Annotated in this window: 17 protein-coding genes; 7 read left to right on the forward strand and 10 right to left on the reverse strand. The window is 35.8% G+C overall.

The features are described from left to right. The first annotated feature begins 79 nt into the window (after nucleotides 1-79). Genes AC59HC_RS04175 through AC59HC_RS04185 form a run of 3 tightly spaced genes read left to right on the forward strand, consistent with a single transcriptional unit; the run spans nucleotide 80 to nucleotide 2,070 of the window. The gene (locus AC59HC_RS04175; RefSeq protein WP_137904394.1) at nucleotides 80-1,051 is read left to right on the forward strand and encodes a 3-oxoacyl-ACP synthase III family protein; all 972 of its coding nucleotides are present in this window, start codon (nucleotides 80-82) and stop codon (nucleotides 1,049-1,051) included. 27 nt (nucleotides 1,052-1,078) lie between these two features. Beyond that, nucleotides 1,079-1,312, forward strand: a complete 234-nt coding sequence (locus AC59HC_RS04180) for a phosphopantetheine-binding protein (RefSeq protein ID WP_047380387.1) — start codon at nucleotides 1,079-1,081, stop codon at nucleotides 1,310-1,312. Beyond that, the gene (locus AC59HC_RS04185) at nucleotides 1,312-2,070 is read left to right on the forward strand and encodes an SDR family NAD(P)-dependent oxidoreductase (RefSeq protein WP_496558055.1); all 759 of its coding nucleotides are present in this window, start codon (nucleotides 1,312-1,314) and stop codon (nucleotides 2,068-2,070) included. The genes AC59HC_RS04180 and AC59HC_RS04185 overlap by 1 nt, the downstream gene beginning before the upstream one ends. Before the next feature lies 1 nt (nucleotide 2,071). Here the strand turns inward: AC59HC_RS04185 and AC59HC_RS04190 are convergent, their stop codons facing one another. From AC59HC_RS04190 to AC59HC_RS04205, 4 genes are all read right to left on the reverse strand, one after another. After that, nucleotides 2,072-3,229, reverse strand: a complete 1,158-nt coding sequence (locus AC59HC_RS04190; RefSeq protein WP_202841684.1) for a glycosyltransferase — start codon at nucleotides 3,227-3,229, stop codon at nucleotides 2,072-2,074. Between the two features lie 33 nt (nucleotides 3,230-3,262). Next, the gene (locus AC59HC_RS04195) at nucleotides 3,263-3,454 is read right to left on the reverse strand and encodes a hypothetical protein (RefSeq protein WP_202841683.1); all 192 of its coding nucleotides are present in this window, start codon (nucleotides 3,452-3,454) and stop codon (nucleotides 3,263-3,265) included. A gap of 5 nt (nucleotides 3,455-3,459) precedes the next feature. Continuing rightward, complete coding sequence (locus AC59HC_RS04200) at nucleotides 3,460-4,002, reverse strand: acyltransferase (RefSeq protein WP_110008448.1); 543 nt, start codon at nucleotides 4,000-4,002, stop codon at nucleotides 3,460-3,462. A 125-nt stretch (nucleotides 4,003-4,127) separates the two neighbouring features. Continuing rightward, nucleotides 4,128-4,964: a glycosyltransferase family 2 protein gene (locus AC59HC_RS04205; protein WP_202841682.1), complete on the reverse strand. Its 837-nt coding sequence runs from the start codon at nucleotides 4,962-4,964 to the stop codon at nucleotides 4,128-4,130. A 309-nt stretch (nucleotides 4,965-5,273) separates the two neighbouring features. Here AC59HC_RS04205 and AC59HC_RS04210 point away from each other — a divergent pair, with 309 nt between their 5' ends. From AC59HC_RS04210 to AC59HC_RS04225, 4 genes are all read left to right on the forward strand, one after another. After that, a complete protein-coding gene (locus AC59HC_RS04210; protein WP_202841681.1) occupies nucleotides 5,274-6,044 on the forward strand; it encodes a class I SAM-dependent methyltransferase in 771 nt (256 codons plus the stop codon). Nucleotides 6,045-6,132: 88 nt separating this feature from the next. After that, nucleotides 6,133-7,161: an acyltransferase family protein gene (locus tag AC59HC_RS04215; protein ID WP_202841680.1), complete on the forward strand. Its 1,029-nt coding sequence runs from the start codon at nucleotides 6,133-6,135 to the stop codon at nucleotides 7,159-7,161. A 201-nt stretch (nucleotides 7,162-7,362) separates the two neighbouring features. Beyond that, the gene (locus AC59HC_RS04220) at nucleotides 7,363-8,796 is read left to right on the forward strand and encodes an MBOAT family O-acyltransferase (RefSeq protein ID WP_202841678.1); all 1,434 of its coding nucleotides are present in this window, start codon (nucleotides 7,363-7,365) and stop codon (nucleotides 8,794-8,796) included. A gap of 1 nt (nucleotide 8,797) precedes the next feature. Then, nucleotides 8,798-9,715, forward strand: coding sequence for an SGNH/GDSL hydrolase family protein (locus AC59HC_RS04225; protein ID WP_238349658.1), 918 nt, complete (start codon nucleotides 8,798-8,800; stop codon nucleotides 9,713-9,715). 45 nt (nucleotides 9,716-9,760) lie between these two features. Here AC59HC_RS04225 and AC59HC_RS04230 read toward each other — a convergent pair whose 3' ends face one another. The 6 genes from AC59HC_RS04230 to AC59HC_RS04255 form a co-directional block, all read right to left on the reverse strand. Then, nucleotides 9,761-10,702, reverse strand: coding sequence for a glycosyltransferase family 2 protein (locus AC59HC_RS04230; RefSeq protein ID WP_202841674.1), 942 nt, complete (start codon nucleotides 10,700-10,702; stop codon nucleotides 9,761-9,763). A 207-nt stretch (nucleotides 10,703-10,909) separates the two neighbouring features. Next, the gene (locus tag AC59HC_RS04235; RefSeq protein ID WP_395972288.1) at nucleotides 10,910-11,848 is read right to left on the reverse strand and encodes a glycosyltransferase family 2 protein; all 939 of its coding nucleotides are present in this window, start codon (nucleotides 11,846-11,848) and stop codon (nucleotides 10,910-10,912) included. Then, a complete protein-coding gene (gene asnB / locus AC59HC_RS04240) occupies nucleotides 11,848-13,644 on the reverse strand; it encodes an asparagine synthase (glutamine-hydrolyzing) (RefSeq protein ID WP_202841670.1) in 1,797 nt (598 codons plus the stop codon). The genes AC59HC_RS04235 and asnB overlap by 1 nt, the downstream gene beginning before the upstream one ends. 202 nt (nucleotides 13,645-13,846) lie before the next feature. Continuing rightward, a complete protein-coding gene (locus AC59HC_RS04245) occupies nucleotides 13,847-14,770 on the reverse strand; it encodes a glycosyltransferase family 2 protein (protein ID WP_411414224.1) in 924 nt (307 codons plus the stop codon). Nucleotides 14,771-14,772: 2 nt separating this feature from the next. Continuing rightward, nucleotides 14,773-15,498 carry a class I SAM-dependent methyltransferase gene (locus tag AC59HC_RS04250; protein ID WP_110008457.1) on the reverse strand — a complete coding sequence of 242 codons (726 nt, stop codon included), beginning with the start codon at nucleotides 15,496-15,498 and terminating at the stop codon, nucleotides 14,773-14,775. Nucleotides 15,499-15,528: 30 nt separating this feature from the next. Then, the gene (locus tag AC59HC_RS04255) at nucleotides 15,529-16,458 is read right to left on the reverse strand and encodes a glycosyltransferase family 2 protein (RefSeq protein WP_343639665.1); all 930 of its coding nucleotides are present in this window, start codon (nucleotides 16,456-16,458) and stop codon (nucleotides 15,529-15,531) included.

The following is a 16,458-nucleotide window of genomic DNA, read 5'->3' on the forward strand; positions in this document are numbered from 1 at the left end:
AATAAGATTCTGAATATAAAAATCATCACAAGTGTAAATTTGTTTTCGTTACTTTTGCAAAGAAAGAGAATTTATTAATATGATGAAAATTTCAAAAATAGAATATTATCTTCCTCAGCAGGTGTTAACTAACGAGGATCTTGAAAAGCAGTTCCCTGAATGGAGCTCCGAACGTATCCAGGAGAAAGTAGGTATTTCCCAGCGCCATATTTCTTCTGACAGCGAAACCGTACTGGATATGGCTGTGCAATCTTCAGAAAAAATTTTCGAAAACTATGACAGAAACAAGGTAGATTTTATTTTGTTCTGCACTCAGAGTCCGGAGTATTTCCTTCCTACTACGGCCTGTATTTTGCAGGACAGATTGGGGCTTAGAAAAAATATCGGAGCTATAGATTTTAACCTAGGCTGTTCAGGATTTGTTTATGGATTAGCGTTTGCAAAAGGATTGATTGCTGCTGGAATTGCAAAAAGTATTCTCTTGGTTACTTCAGAAACGTACACCAAACATATTCATCCTGATGATAAAGGAAACCGAAGCATATTCGGAGATGCCTCTGCCTCTGCTATTATTGAAAAGGCCGAGGGTAACGATTATCAGTTCTGCCTGGGAACAGACGGAAGCGGTGCAGAAAATCTTATGGTGAAAAAAGGAGCTTTTAAAAAAGACTTCGAACTGAATCCGGAACACGAATTCGGCCCCGAAAATATTTATATGAATGGCCCTGAAATTTTTAATTTTACAATTGAAAATATTCCGGGACTGGTCAAGGAAACATTGGAAGTGAACGGAATGACCATGGATGATATCGATCATTTTGTTTTTCACCAGGCCAATTCTTTTATGCTGAATTATTTAAGAAAGAAAACAAAAATACCGGCAGAAAAGTTTTATATTGACATGGAAAAAACCGGGAATACTGTTTCTGCAACAATTCCTATTGCTCTTAAAAATATGATGGATAAAGGAATGCTGAAAGAAGGAGATAAGGTTTTAATGGCAGGATTTGGAGTTGGATATTCATGGGGTGCCACTATTATGGAAATTTAAAAGAACAAACATTTAAAATTATAAAATATGAAAACATCCGTTTTTTTAGAAAAACTACAGGAAGAATTGGAAGAAGATGAAACATTGACTACAGAAACGAACCTGAAATCTTTAGAAAGCTATGATTCTATCAGTTTACTTTCTGTTATTGCTTTTGTAGACGAAAATTTCAGCAAAAAAATTGATACCAAGCATTTTAAAGATATTGAAACCGTTTCAGATCTGATGAATGTTATAGGAAAAGAAAATTTTGAGGATTAATGGATGCTTTCTCATTAAAAAATAAAATTATTCTCATTACAGGGGCTTCTTCCGGAATCGGGAGAAGCTGTTCTGTAGAATGCAGCAAAAGCGGTGCTGATCTGATTCTTCTAGGAAGAAACCGGGAAGAACTGATGAAAACCGTTTCTATGCTCAATCCGGAAACAAAAGTTGAAATTATCACTGAAGATATTACCCAATCTGAAAATCTTGAAGCAATTATTGCAGATAAAGTTTCAATTTTAGGTAAAATATCAGGATTTATACACTGTGCCGGTATCGAAAAAACGTTACCATTAAAAAAACACAATGCTCAGCTATATCAGGACATATTTGCTGTCAATGTCATTGCAGGACTTGAAATTGCAAAAATTTTATCTTTAAAAAAATACAAAGACGAAAACTCCAGTTTTGTATTTATTTCTTCTGTGGCAGCGATGATAGGAGAGGCAGGGAAGGCCGCTTATTCTGCCAGTAAAGGCGCAGTCATTTCCGGAGCCCGTTCTTTGGCTATGGAGCTTTCAAGAAGTAATATCCGGGTCAACAGCATTAGTCCGGCAATGGTCAATACCCCGATTTTAGAGAAAATGTTTGAAAGTATCGGAGAAGAAGCTTCATCAGAAATCATAAAAAAACATCCACTGGGAATAGGTGAACCTAAAGATGTAGCGAATGCCTGTATTTTTCTGTTGTCTGATGCCTCAAGATGGGTTACAGGCAGCAACCTTGTGATAGACGGAGGCTATTCTGCACAGTAACTTACTTTTTGTGTAGAGTTTCTATAATATTTTCTACGCTGTCAAATATTTTCTTGTTATCGAATTGATCTTCAATGGTTTTTAGATTGTTTCTGATATGGGCTATCAGTTCGTGGTCTGTCAGAAATGTTTTCATGGCTTCATACATTTCATCTACTTCATAACTGATGAGGTATCCTGTCTCACGGTCTTTGATCATAAGGCCTACATCACCTACTTCTGTTGCAATAATGGGTTTCTGAAGAATTAAAGCTTCAGCAATGACCAATGGCCATGCTTCAGATTCCGAAGGAAGAATAAAATAATCCGCTTTTTTGATATAAGGATAAGGATTCATTTGGTTTCCAACCAGAATAAATGTTTTTTCAACATTATTTTTGGCTGCCTGTGCCCTGAGGTTGTTCATTTCATCACCATCACCGATGACAATAATGTTGTGATGAAACCCTTCATCCATGAGCTTTTTATGAGCGTCAATAAGCTTGTGATATCCCTTTCTTGAATGAAGTCTTCCTATAGACGCAAAAACAGGGCCTTCGGGAAAATTGTCAAGCTTTTCTTCTGCCTTATATTTAATTTCTTCAATAGGAATAGGATTAATGATAACGCTTTCAGCGGGATATTTGAGATTCGGGTAATGCTGGTGCATCATATCTTTTATCTTGTGGGAGCAGTATACCATATGGTCGAACTGCGGAAAGCTCTTTAAAATATCCGGAACCAGAGGCTGGAATTTAGGGACATTAATTTCAGAGTGAAACCATCCGATTTTTTTTGAATTCTTATTGGTTGAATTCAGAATGGCATCATAGTCTCTGTAATCCATCCCGATCTCAATGTCAAAAGTATCGTTGATAAGACGGTCTGCAATGGCAGGGGTATTTTTCAGTTTTCTCAGCCTTATTCTTCTTTTAACGAGCTGAAGTTTCTGTAAAATAGAATTGTTGGAAAAATCTTCTTTTCCATCGGTAAGGTATATTTTTCTGATATGCTTCGGAAGTTCATCACGCAGTTTCCCCTGATTAAGAGTGAGACATACGGTGATATCAAATTTATCAGGGTTAAGATTATTGAGAATACTTAACATCACTTTTTCTACACCACCCATTTCCATTGAGCGGTGCCTGAAAAGAATTTTTATTTTCCTGTTTTCCGACATTATCTGAAAATTTTTTGTAAAGTAAAGAGTTTTTTATTTGTTTATAAAATTTCGTTTTTGATATTCCGGAAGCACAAAATCTCTCTGATGCTTTTTCTTGTCCTGCAAAAGATCATCCGGAAAATCAGTTCCGTAATCCTGGCGGACAGGTTTAAACAAATAATTATAGTAATTCCTGTATAAAGCTTCAATGTTATAAGAATTTCTAAGTCCTGGAAACTTCATCCGATTTAAAGAGAGTCGAAAACCAGATCCTGTTTGTTGATGACACGTGTGTTAGCAGGGATGTCTTTATAAATAGTGCATCCGGCACCAATAATACAATTATCACCTATTGTCACCCCTTTCAGTACGGTTACATTACTTCCAAGCCAGCAATTGTTTCCTATTTTTATGGGAGCTTTTGAAAATTCGGAAGGGTATATTTTTATTGCAGGGGACGTCTCATAGGCATGATTATGATCATAGAGTTTCACATTTTCACCGAATAAAGTATTGTTGCCTATTGATATATGTTCTAAACAGTTTATAGAACAGAAATTGTTCATAAAAAAGTGGTTTCCTATTTCCAGGACAGCATTTTTATTGATCAGGATACAGGTGTAATTTCTGAAGTCTGCAGCTGAGCCAATGCTTAGCTTTTTTAAATTGTTATCCAAAATAAAGCGGTTACCAACACCTAATCTGAGGTTTTCAAAAAAAACATTAGGATGTTTTTTCAGCAGAAACAGTTGTTTTTTCCTGTTTATTTTTTCAAAAAAATCATAGAACATATACTATCTTTTGATCATTTGGGTTATACAAATATACCTTTTTTATCTAATGTAAAAGCCATGTTTCTTTTATAAACATCCGTTTGCAGAAGTCATCCGGATTAAAACAAACAGAGGGTAATGCATTATACTTCCCTATAAAAGTTATCTATTGTTCTGGTTATTTTTCTAAAAAACCTGGATATTAATGTATTTTGCTTTTTAAAAATAAAATCGGGAAGTCTCGAAATCTGTTGAATATCTGTGTTATAAAGAACTTTAATTCCTCTTCTTGTAAGGGTGTTATATAATACCTGATGCCAGTTCCTGTAAAGCTTTTCTTTTTTACCTTTATTTTGAGAAACCCCCTGTGAATGGATTCTATATAAATACAGGCTTTTATTGATAAAGACAAGTTCGCCCCTTTCATAAAGTTTCAGGTAAAGATCCTGGTCTACAGAAGAGGACAGACTTTCATCAATCGTATTCCAATTGATAAATTGATCTCTTTTAAAAGTAAAAAAATGGGCGATTTCAAAATTGATATTAAAAAAAAATTTGCTTCCGTTCTTTATTCTTCCCGAGTGGGGAAACAACTTCTTGACAGTCAGATGCTCATCACATATATAAAATCTTGAATAAGTTCCTATAATATTCTGATTTGAATAGGCTTTTATGCTTTTTTCGAGGGCATCATGGGTAAGTGCATCATCAGGGTCTACAAAGCCGCATAGATCACCGGTTGCAAGTTTTATACATTTGTTCTTGGTATATCCTACCCCCCGGTTCTTTTCATTTTCATATAAAAAAAAACGCTTATCGTTGCGGATAAGTTCCCTTAAGGCATCTTTTTCCTGCTTCTCTGAGCAGTCATCTACAATAATAACTTCCCAATCGGTGTATGTCTGTTGAATAATACTTTCATAACAATCTTTGAAATAGACTGCATTATTGAAGTGGGCAACTAATATTGAAAATTTCATCTTAGGTAATTTAAATTGAGCAGATTATTCTATAGTAACTCATTTGAGTTGCTGAATTGGTATACGTTTAACGATTTTTATCAAAGAATAATTTACTTCCGGTAAGCTCAAAAGGATTTTCAGACATGTTTTAAATTTTTTTCGTTGTGTATGCTGTAAATATAGCAAAATTTTAGACTTTGAAATTAATATTAAGAAAGGTTTATCAGTCTGTCTGTACAAGGTATGCTGTCTAATTGTGACAACGTGGTAGGTTTTACAATGAAAATAAAAAAAAAACTTTATTTTTGCCTCAATAAAAACAACACAGTGATTGAAATAGGTAGAGTTCTCAAAACTTTTATAGGGTTTTTAAGACGACCCGATCTTTATCCTGAATTATGCCGGAAAATTATTAAAAATACAGTCAGTCGAGGAAATGCCTTTAAAGGGAAGGATAAAACAAACTCCTGGGCTGCAGGAAGATGCATTTCACAGGAAGATGCGGTTTCCAAGCTTTTCGGACTTGAAATCAAGGCGTTCCGTAATGAATATCAGGTGGTTTTAGACGAAGCTGCACAGAAAGAAAAAAATTGCCCTGTGAAAATGGGAGGGGCGGGAGCGCTGGAAATTATTTACTATGCCTGCGAATTTACCCATGCACAGAATGTGGTGGAGACAGGCGTTGCCTACGGATGGTCTTCATTGGCATCTCTCTTATCTCTTACAAAGAGAGGCGGCACACTTTATAGTTCAGATATGCCTTATCTGGCTCTGGATGGGGATCAGTATGTAGGATGTGTAGTTCCTGAAAACCTGAAAAGCAACTGGAAGCTCTTCCGTTTTGCTGATAGAGAATCGCTTCCTAAGATTTTTACTGAAAATGCTGTATTTGATGTTCTTCACTATGATTCCGATAAAAGTTATGACGGGAGAATGTGGGCCTATGATGAACTTTATGCGCATTTAAAAAAAGGCGGGGTTTTTATCAGTGATGATATTGGTGATAATTCTGCCTATCAGGATTTCTGTGACAAGAAGAATATAGAAACAACAGTAGTAGAATACGAGGGAAAATACATCGGAATTTTTATCAAGTAAACCGCATAAATCTGTTGTTGGAAATCATTTAATTCTGGATCATGGAAAGTTTAAATATACTTATAATATGACTGTTTAGACCGTTCTTATGAAAATACCTCAGATTACATTTACGCGGTTTATTGCGGCAATGGCAATTGTCATTTCCCATTTTAACAAAGATATGTTCCTCTACAATATAGATTACATTTCAAATGTTTTTCTGAAGGCAAATGTTGGAGTAAGTTATTTCTTTATACTTTCGGGATTTATCATGGTGGTAGCCTATCATAAGAAAGAAAGGATAGATTATTTCGATTATTACAAAAACAGGTTCGCAAGAATTTATCCGCTTTATGTATTGGGTCTTTTGCTTTATCTGGTAACAAGGTATTCCAATTTCAGCTTTTATAAACTTTTTTTATATCTGTTTGGTCTTCAGAGCTGGATTCCGGGAGAAGCAATGATCCTGAATTTTCCAGGTTGGTCTATTTCTGTAGAATTTTTATTCTATTTGATTTTTCCTGTCCTTTATAATTATTTCTATGTCAAAGGGAATAAAAGTATTTGGGTAATTACCGTCATGCTATGGATTATAACACAGATATTTTCGGGGCTGTATGTGGAATCATCTTATTATGAAGGCCCGCATACACAAAGCCATGAACTGCTTTACTATTTTCCTTTAATGCATATCAACGAATTTTTAGCAGGAAATCTGGCGGGAATATTTTTTGTGAATCATCATCAGCGTAAGAATTATGATGTACCTGTGATGATCATTTTTATCCTTATCATATTGTCACTTATTTTTATTCCTCTTTTCTTTCACAATGGCTTAATGGCTATATTGTTTATCCCTTTTATTGTTCTTATATCTAAAAATAATGGATTGATTACCAGATTGTTTTCTTTAAAACAACTTGAATATCTGGGAGAAGCGAGTTATGCCGTTTATATTACCCATATTCCTGTATTATATATACTGAGGGAAGCCATACAATGGAGCGGCCGTAACATAGGTATCGATAAGGTATTTGGGATCTATATTATTGTTTTAACCTGTACTTCGGTTTTGTTTTATCAGTTTATTGAAAAACCTTTGAGAAATTCTTTGAAAAAGATACGAATAAGATAAAAATATACTAATTTACATCAATATACCTACACACAATTATGAAATCAAAATTTACCATTCCGTATATTTTCCGGACAAGTAGAAATAAGTGTATTTCTCTAAAAACCGTCAGGCAGCTATATGAAAAAGAAATGTATATTTATTTCCGGAAGAAATCCATAGTTTCAGGAGCCTGTATCTCATAACTTTTAAAAACACATTATGTTATTCAATTCAATAGGATTTCTTATTTTTTTACCTATAGTATTCTGTTTATACTGGTTTGTTTTTAATAAGAAATATCAGAATCAAAATAAGCTTTTGCTATTGGCAAGCTTTTATTTCTATGCGTGCTGGGATTGGAGATTTTTGTTTTTACTGATGTTTTCCATTGGTTTGGATTATTTTTCAGGTATTAAGATCGAAAATAGCAGGAATAAACGTGAAGCAAAATTCTGGCTTACTTTAAGTATTGTGATCAACCTGGGATTTCTGGGCTTTTTTAAATACTATAATTTTTTTATTGAAAGTTTTGCAGACCTCCTCGGTGGTATGGGATTTAAGGTGAATATCTGGCTGCTGAATGTGATTCTGCCGGTGGGGATTTCATTTTACACTTTTCACGGGCTCTCTTATGTAATTGATGTTTATAAGAAGAGGATCCGTGCTGAACGCAGTTTTATTGACTATGCAGTTTTTGTAAGTTATTTTCCCTTACTGGTGGCAGGACCTATAGAAAGGGCAACTCATCTGTTGCCCCAGATTCAGAAAAAAAGAACATTCAGCTACGAGCAGGCCGCAGACGGGATGCGTCAGATTCTTTGGGGTTTCTTCAAAAAAATGGTGATTGCTGATAATTGTGCACCATTAGTGAACGAGATTTTTACCCATTATCAAACCGAAAGTCCTGCCAATCTTTTAATCGGAGCTGTTTTGTTTGCTTTCCAGATTTATGGAGATTTTTCAGGGTATTCAGATATTGCGTTAGGGGTTTCAAGACTGTTTGGAATAGAACTTCTCAAGAATTTTGCTTTCCCTTATTTCTCAAGGGATATTGCTGAGTTTTGGAGAAGATGGCATATTTCATTGTCTTCCTGGTTCAGGGATTATCTTTATATTCCATTAGGGGGTAGTAAAGGAGGACTGGGCATGAAAATAAGAAATACCTTTATCATTTTTCTTGTCTCCGGATTCTGGCATGGTGCCAACTGGACGTTTATAATCTGGGGCGGCCTTAATGCCTTATTCTTTATGCCACTGCTGATTATGGAGAAAAACAGAACCAATATAGAAGTTGCAGCGCAGGGAAAATGGTTTCCATCTTTTAAGGAAATCCTGCAGATACTGATTACCTTTTCTGCTACCTGTATCGCCTGGATATTTTTCAGGTCAGAATCTGTACTTCAGGCATTTGAGTATATTAAACGTATCTTCAGCCTGGAACTGTTCTCCTTTCCGGCTCAGATGCCGGTGAAAGTTTTTGCTTTGACTGCCTGTATGCTGATTATAGAATGGATTAACAGGGAACAATTCCACGGGCTTCAGATAAGAAGATTCAATCCTTGGGTACGCCGTATTCTTTACGGAATCATCATCTATATCATTCTCCGGTATGCCAATTTCGGGAATAATGAATTTATTTATTTTCAGTTTTAATATGAAAAAATTTTTATTTAAAATATCATTTTATATCATCGGAATTCTGCTCGTATTCGGAGTTTTGGGGTGGTTTGCGGATGGAAATACAGATAATAATTATATGCATTTCGCAGTAAAAAAACCACAGAATATTATTCTGGGAGATTCAAGAGGAGCTCAGGCTGTTCTTCCCCGGCTTTTAAATCAAAAACTGGGAAGAGACTTTGATAATTTTGCATTGAACGTTGTTCAGTCTCCGTACGGAGCAATCTATTATAAGGCGTTACAAAGAAAACTGGACCCTGAAACTCGAAATGGATTATTTGTTATCACCGTAGATCCATGGAACCTATCCTTAGATAAGAATGTGAAAAAAGAAGAAGACTTTCCGGAAAATCATTCTCCGTTAAAGAATATGTATTTTTATGATCTCTCCCCGAATTATGAATATCTGCTGAGAAATTACGTTCGGAGTTGGTTTAAGATTTACACGGAGAGAGAAGAAGCAGGGAGATCAAGCACCTATCTGCATAAAGATGGTTGGATGGAAGTAACGGTAAACATGCAGAAAGATTCTGTAGCGAAAAGGGAAATTGAGAAAGTAAATTTCTACAAACAATTAGCTCAGAAACAGAATATTTCCCAAGCCAGGATTAATGCCTTAGAAGATATTATCAAATTTCTTAAAAGTAAGGGAACTGTTTATCTGGTAAGAATTCCTGCTTCAGAAAAAATTGTAGCACTGGAACAGTCTTATTCACCCAATTTTAATGAAAAAATGAAAGATATTTCTAAAAAATATGGCGTTTATTTCTTTGATTTCTCTTCCAAAGCCAGGGAATATCAATATACAGATGGAAATCATATGTATAAAGAATCCGGAAAAGTATTTACCTCACAAATAGCGGATTCTATTCTGTCTAAAACAAAAAGATAAGTACAATGTCCTGAATGTAGCGCAGTAGAATCTCCCAGATCCGGATCAGAATAAGTATTTCCTGAAATTAATATTATACAAGCCGGAACGGATGCTTGGATAATCTGTGACAAGATACTTTAAAATCATATTCCACTTTTTGAGGAGGGGAGCATTGGCAATTTCAAAACTACGGTGCATTCTTTTAATATGAAGTTTCATATGGGCGGGAATCGTACTTTCGTTTTCCGACCAGTCTTTCACCTCTTTCCAAAGCAAAACTCTTGTTGTAGCAGGTTTTATTTTCTTAGAATCTACCTTTGTGATCCTGTTGTCTTCATGCACACCTCTTACTGCAACCGCTTTGTCTAAAATACCCGGATAAAGATCAAGATAATAGGATAAACGGAATAAAAATTCAGTATCCTGATGCAATCTTAAACTTGTTTTGAATAAAGGATTCATCTTGCGAAGTAAAGATTCTTTCCTGATCGTCAAAGTATCAATACTAAATAAACCAAAGCTGCCCAACATATTCATTTGTCCCGGAAATACCTCTTTAGGCTCATGAATTTTGTACACCGTAGTTAAGCGATCCTGAAAAATTCTATAATACTGTTCTTTTGCCTTTTCCGAGTAATAATGTACACCCAATGCACCATAAACGCCTTCTACTTCGGGATTTTTAAATAATTCCCTTTCAGCATCAAATCTGTTGGGAAGGTAATAGTCATCAGCATCCAGAAAGGCAATGAAATCACCGGTAGCCTTTTCTATCCCAAGATTTCTGGTAGGGCCTGCACCATGATTGCCTTTGTCGGGGTGCTGATAAAGCTGAACTCTGCTGTATTTTTCAGCGAGTTGCTGACAGACCTTCAAAGCGTTGTCAGGAGACTTGTCTTCCACTAGAATAACCTCATGAACTTCATCAAATTGAAGCGCAGATTCTACTGCTTGGGAGACATATTTTTCTGCATTATAAACGGGAATGATGACTGAGATTTTCATTTTTCAATTAGAAATTATATTGTGTTTATGCGTTATCTTCTTACCAGGAGAATTTAAGCTTTTAATTTTATTTTTAGTAATGGATTATCTTTTTTCTGCAAAATTATTTAGAAATGCGGTCACCACAAGTATTTTAAATATAAAAGGAATATTGAATATCCTTCTGCTTTGAATTTTATGAAAAATATTTCTGCAGGTTATTAAACTTCATGAGCGCATGTACGTAAAGCGGTATTGCGTTTTCAGAATATCTGGATTTTTTAGAATAGCAGCCAATAGACTCATCATTTTGGAAATTCCTTTTTTCTCCGAAAGTTCAAATGCTTTTTTCCGTAAATAAAGTTGATTTGCAGCATCTTTATCCAGGGGCACAGATCGGGACCACTCGTATAAGGAATTCCAGAAAAGGAATTGTCTGCTGTTATACTGTGGCGAGTATCGGATAATCTTAGTAATTCTGTTATCATCATGTATTCCCCTTATCGCAACAGCCTGGTCTATATTACCCGATTTCAGATAGCAGTGATAAGCCAGTTTAATGATAAAATCAGAATCCTGATGTACGCGGAGAATATTATTAAACCTTAGCTTATTCTGATCCAGGGCAGATTTTCTGACGGTTAGTCCATTCAAATGAAAGAATGTACCGAAAGTTTTCGGTGTAAGCCCGAGAAGCCCTCTGAATACTTCTTTTCCTTCTGCCGGATAGTTTACTGTTGTCAATGTATTGTCACTGAATTTAGACTGAAATTCCTTTTTCCCTTTTTCAGTGAGATATTCAACCCCTATGGCATTGAAGATCCCGTCTACCTGCGGCTCTTTAAAAAGCTCTTTCTCCGCATCAAATCTATTGGGAAGATAATAATCATCAGCATCCAGGAATGTAATGAAACTTGAGGCGGCTTTTTCAATACCCAGATTTCTTGAAGCAGCAGCACCATGGTTTCCTTTGTCAGGGTGCTGGAGCAAATGAATTCTTCTATCTTCGCCAGCTAATTCTTTGCAAATTTCCAATGAATGATCAGAAGATTTATCTTCAACTAAAATAACTTCTTTCACTTCTTCAAATTGCAGGGCTGACTGTACTGATTTTTTTAGAAAATCAGCAGCATTATATACAGGGATAATGACAGAAATATCAAGCATCAGAGAACATATTTATTATTATGGGCCCAAAGAGCAAGCTGCAATAAATTCCAGTGCTTATGGTCTTTGTTCAGAAATTTTTGGGTAGTATCAAAATCAATATAGTTAAAAACCTTTTGAGACGAATCTCTTAGAAGATCGTCGGAGAGCTTAATAAGGTTTTCTTCATTAAACCAGTTCTTAACGCTGTGTCCGAAACCTTGTTTGTGACGTTTTCTGATTGTATCTGTCCAATAATTATTCATGGATTCACGAAGGATAATTTTATCATTTTCACTGGTGATTTTCAGCTGATCAGGAAGCTGAATACAGAATTCTGCAAAATCAATATCAAGAAAAGGAGTTCTTACTTCCAATGAATTAGCCATCGCCATTCTGTCTGATTTGACCATCATATTTCCAGGGACATAATTTTCCAGATCTACTCTCATAATGTCATTCAACGAATCATGATTCGGAGTAAAGCTGTATCCCTGCTGATAATCCTGTGAACATCCCAAAAGGGCACGTTCCGATTTATTAAAAACATTTCTGACGGAATTCAGATGAAAATCCAGAATGGAGTCGTACTTTAAATTCTGTTGGGTTACGAACGAAACCGTCTTTGCTTTTTTGTAAAGGTTAAGTCCGAATCTGGCGATTAGATTTTTATAACTGAAATGATTTTTCATCATATTTTCTACCGTATAAAAATGATATCCGCCAAACAGCTCGTCTCCAACATCACCTGAAAGGGCTACAGTCAGATTTTTTCTTGCATTTTTACAGATCTCATAATGCGGAAGGTAAGAGGTATCAGCAAAAGGTTCGTCAAAGAAAGGAGAAACATGCAGTAATGATTCAGCCAGATCTTTTTTTTGCTCATGAACTTCTATATGATTGGTGTTGTATTTATCTGCAATTTCTTTGGCATATTTGAGCTCGCTGTCTTTATGGTCATAACCGAAACTGATTGTCGTCTGATGAGGTAAGAACTCATCCACAAGAGCAACTATAGATGAAGAATCCAGGCCGCCACTCAGAAAACTACCAACCTGCACATCCGCAATAAGTTGTTTTTTAACAGCATTTTTCAGAAGGTACCGAAACTCCTCCTTAGCATCGGAGAGGCTGATCACCCTATCTTTTGACGGCAGGTTGTAATACCGTGAAACAATGACCTTTCCCTCTTTCCAGATCAGCTGATGAGCGGGCGGTAAAGTATATATATTGCTATAAATGCTCTGATAGGTGCTTACATACCCATATTGGAGATAGTTGGAAATGGCTTCAGGATTTACCTTAGGATGGATCAATCCGGATGCAAGAATCGCTTTGATCTCTGAAGCAAAAATAAATTCATTATTATTTCCGATGGCATAGTAAAATGGCTTTTCACCAAAACGGTCTCTTGCACAGAACAATTGCTGTTCACGGTCATCCCAGATGGCAAAAGCAAACATTCCCGGAAGATCATGGATGAGGTTCTGCTGCTTTTTCTGATACATCGCAAGAATGACTTCCGTGTCGGAACCTCCATGGTAAGGATATTCTGCATATTGTCTCTTAATATCCTGGTATCCATAGATTTCACCATTAAGGACAATACATTCATTTTTTGTATTGGAGAACATTGGCTGCTTCCCGTTTTCGGACAAGTCTATAATGGAAAGTCTGCGGTGGCCTAATATTGCATTATCATAGAATTCAAAGTCTGAAGAATCGGGTCCACGATGAATCAGAGAGTCTGTCATTTTTTTGATTTCCTCCTGATAATTTGCTGCATTATTGCTTATAATTCCGGCTATTCCGCACATATGCTTTTATTTTTCATCATTAATTTTATCATTTTGTAAAGCTAAATTACAATAAATTAAGGAAAGTTCGATCGGTTTAGATCAGCTGTCGACTCAAACTATTTGAATCGGCTATGTTCTGAATCATCTGTGTACAAGGGTCTGATAACTATGATTTTATTTTTGACGGATATTCATCAATATCAGCCATTGTAGATATTGATTATCTGGTGAAAGTATATTTTATAATTTTTAGTAGCTGGCTTATTCCCGTTCCGATATTTTTGGAAATGGAAAAGCGTTCAAAGATGGCTGCATAAAGCTTTCTGTTCCATACAGGAGAAACAAACTCCTTTTCGTAATAATATTTATTGATGAGCTGATCCAGGGTTTTTACTATCTGCTGGTCTGCTCTCTGATCATTATTAATCCTCTTAATATTTTTAAAGATATCAATAGAAGTTCGGTATTGTTTTTCTGTTTCTAATGAGCTGTAAACGCCACCGCTATGAAGCCGGTAAACTCCCACTACTTTATTAAAGCTTCTGCCTTTTCCAAATTCAAGGGCATGATAAAAATAGTAAAGATCCCTGTAATTGGGATAAATGTCAATCCACTTCTCATCAATACAGTCTTTTCTGATCAGATAAGTAAAAGTTTGGGTAGGGCGCTGTACAAAAAAGCTGTCCTGTGTATAATCAATATATTTCTGTCCGTTGAACATGGAGTCTTTTCCGTCTTCTGTCAGTTTATTTTCATCCTGATGGAACAGTAAATTTCTGGCGGTCACCATGACATATTCTGAATTGTTCTCAAGGAAATCATACTGAAACTGTAGCTTTTGCGGGTCAGTCCAGTAATCATCCCCTTCACAGTAGGCTAAGTATTTTCCTTGAGCCTGTGCGAATGCAAATCTTTGGTTTTCAACAAAACCGATATTAGTCTTATGATTAAAATATCGGATGATATCCGGATATTGCGTTGCAAATTCTGAAATAATAATGTCAGAATCATCCGGTGAATTATCATTGCAAATAATCAACTCAAACGGAAAGTTTGTTTTTTGGGATAGAACACCTTCAATAGCCTCCTTTAAATAGGGGGCGTGATTATAGGTGAGCATGATGACCGATATTTTAGGTTCCATTGCTAATAGTGAAATCTGTTAAGGAGGGATGGAATAATATCTTTCGATTTTAAATTGATCAATTCTTGAGGATTCTTTTTGAGATCCTGAAACGTGTAGGAAATAAACTGCCTGAAAAATTCAGTATCCAGCTCAAAATTCATAGGAAGATTATGTTTTTTCTGAATAATTCCGAGACCATAATCTGTGTCAATAACAAAAACCTCAAGATCGTTCGGATATTTTTTTAGCAGATAAAGGATAGATTTCCAGGTATCACCGTTCCACTCACCAGTCCATTCCGGATGTTTTTCTTTCGTAAAAAATTCTTCTGAGTTGTACGCTGTTGAGGCTGGCTCACTCACAGGAAAACAGTCATGCATGACAATAATTGATTTTTCATCCATGAAAGGGAGGATATTCAGAACATCTTTAAGTGCCTGGTGGTACGTATGCATACCATCAACCAGAGATATTTCAATACTGCCGAAATTTTTAAGAAACTCCTTTTTTTGCTCAAAAAAATCATCACTGGTCATTTCAAAATAATGCGTTTTTCTATTATTTTTAATGTCAAAGACTCTTCTTTTGAGTTTTTCCATTTTGGGTATTATGAAGTTGGGGTCTATTGCAATTTTGTTTTTACAGCTTATGGCATATAGCGATGTGCCACTTCGGGTACCAATTTCAAGATATTTTTTAAAATTAGCTTTCTGGATGATACTGTTGATAAGACGAATTCTATTCATTTTTAATGTTGGGTTTAGATTTATTCTGAATTATACTTGTTTTAAATTAAGAAATGCAGCCCCTTTATTTTTAATGATGGTTCTTGCGTTCATAATTTCATTAAACCGGGTCTTCAGATATTGATATTCTTTCAAAGTATCGGAAGCAGCAGAAAACTGCAGCTGGAGAGCTTGCTTTATCATTTTAGGAATGAAATCTCTGTTAAGTACTTTGGAATCAAACGGGAGTGCCGGATTCAGATAGCGTTGTTCCCGCTGTACTCTCAGAGCATTGATGTGGCTGGTTTTATGGAAATCCTGTTTGCCATCATGTACAACTCTGCTGGGCGGGCATACGATGATTTTTTTCCTGAAAAAAGAAATACGTTGTACGTATTCATAATCTTCGGAATAATGGAAGAAGTAAGGATTAAAGCCCCCGATTTCTTCAATGGTTGCTTTGGGAAGCAGCCAGTGAGCGGCATTCACAAAATCGATTTCATAATAATCTTTAAGACTATTGTTAAAGCTGTCTGAAAATATTCTGTTATCCGGAGTATTTCTTGCCAGGTAGCGTTCGAAAAAAATATCGAGCTTTTTCTCGCTGCCATCCATGTGTATCGGACTTAAAATCCCCAGTTGATTTTTGTCGGGGTATGCGTTGTACACATCCAATAGCTTTTGAAAACTATCCGGATAAATCCATGCATCCTGATTCATCAGGTAGAAAAAATCTGCTCCTTCTTTATACGCTTTTTCTATCCCTGCATTATTCGCTTTTCCAAAACCTAGATTTTGTGGAGATTGAATGAAGTCTACTTCAGGAAAATACTTTTTGATATATTCCTGAGTGCCGTCTGTTGATCCGTTATCTATTACAATACATTTTACAGGAACTGAAGAGGTTCTTAAGCTTGAAAAACATCTTTCTGCCCACTTCATGGCATTATAAGTAACAATGATTACGTGAATAGCCACCAT

Source organism: Chryseobacterium sp. DZ-32, assembly GCF_059587025.1.

What these genes read in the sequence shown, in the direction of transcription:
- AC59HC_RS04175 (WP_137904394.1), top strand. Translation starts at nt 80, where the DNA reads ATGATGAAAATTTCAAAAATAGAATATTATCTTCCTCAGCAGGTGTTA.
- AC59HC_RS04180 (WP_047380387.1), top strand. Translation starts at nt 1,079, where the DNA reads ATGAAAACATCCGTTTTTTTAGAAAAACTACAGGAAGAATTGGAAGAA.
- AC59HC_RS04185 (WP_496558055.1), top strand. Translation starts at nt 1,312, where the DNA reads ATGGATGCTTTCTCATTAAAAAATAAAATTATTCTCATTACAGGGGCT.
- AC59HC_RS04190 (WP_202841684.1), bottom strand. Translation starts at nt 3,229, where the DNA reads ATGTCGGAAAACAGGAAAATAAAAATTCTTTTCAGGCACCGCTCAATG.
- AC59HC_RS04195 (WP_202841683.1), bottom strand. Translation starts at nt 3,454, where the DNA reads ATGAAGTTTCCAGGACTTAGAAATTCTTATAACATTGAAGCTTTATAC.
- AC59HC_RS04200 (WP_110008448.1), bottom strand. Translation starts at nt 4,002, where the DNA reads ATGTTCTATGATTTTTTTGAAAAAATAAACAGGAAAAAACAACTGTTT.
- AC59HC_RS04205 (WP_202841682.1), bottom strand. Translation starts at nt 4,964, where the DNA reads ATGAAATTTTCAATATTAGTTGCCCACTTCAATAATGCAGTCTATTTC.
- AC59HC_RS04215 (WP_202841680.1), top strand. Translation starts at nt 6,133, where the DNA reads ATGAAAATACCTCAGATTACATTTACGCGGTTTATTGCGGCAATGGCA.
- AC59HC_RS04220 (WP_202841678.1), top strand. Translation starts at nt 7,363, where the DNA reads ATGTTATTCAATTCAATAGGATTTCTTATTTTTTTACCTATAGTATTC.
- AC59HC_RS04225 (WP_238349658.1), top strand. Translation starts at nt 8,798, where the DNA reads ATGAAAAAATTTTTATTTAAAATATCATTTTATATCATCGGAATTCTG.
- AC59HC_RS04230 (WP_202841674.1), bottom strand. Translation starts at nt 10,702, where the DNA reads ATGAAAATCTCAGTCATCATTCCCGTTTATAATGCAGAAAAATATGTC.
- AC59HC_RS04235 (WP_395972288.1), bottom strand. Translation starts at nt 11,848, where the DNA reads ATGCTTGATATTTCTGTCATTATCCCTGTATATAATGCTGCTGATTTT.
- asnB (WP_202841670.1), bottom strand. Translation starts at nt 13,644, where the DNA reads ATGTGCGGAATAGCCGGAATTATAAGCAATAATGCAGCAAATTATCAG.
- AC59HC_RS04245 (WP_411414224.1), bottom strand. Translation starts at nt 14,770, where the DNA reads ATGGAACCTAAAATATCGGTCATCATGCTCACCTATAATCACGCCCCC.
- AC59HC_RS04250 (WP_110008457.1), bottom strand. Translation starts at nt 15,498, where the DNA reads ATGAATAGAATTCGTCTTATCAACAGTATCATCCAGAAAGCTAATTTT.
- AC59HC_RS04255 (WP_343639665.1), bottom strand. Translation starts at nt 16,458, where the DNA reads ATGGTGGCTATTCACGTAATCATTGTTACTTATAATGCCATGAAGTGG.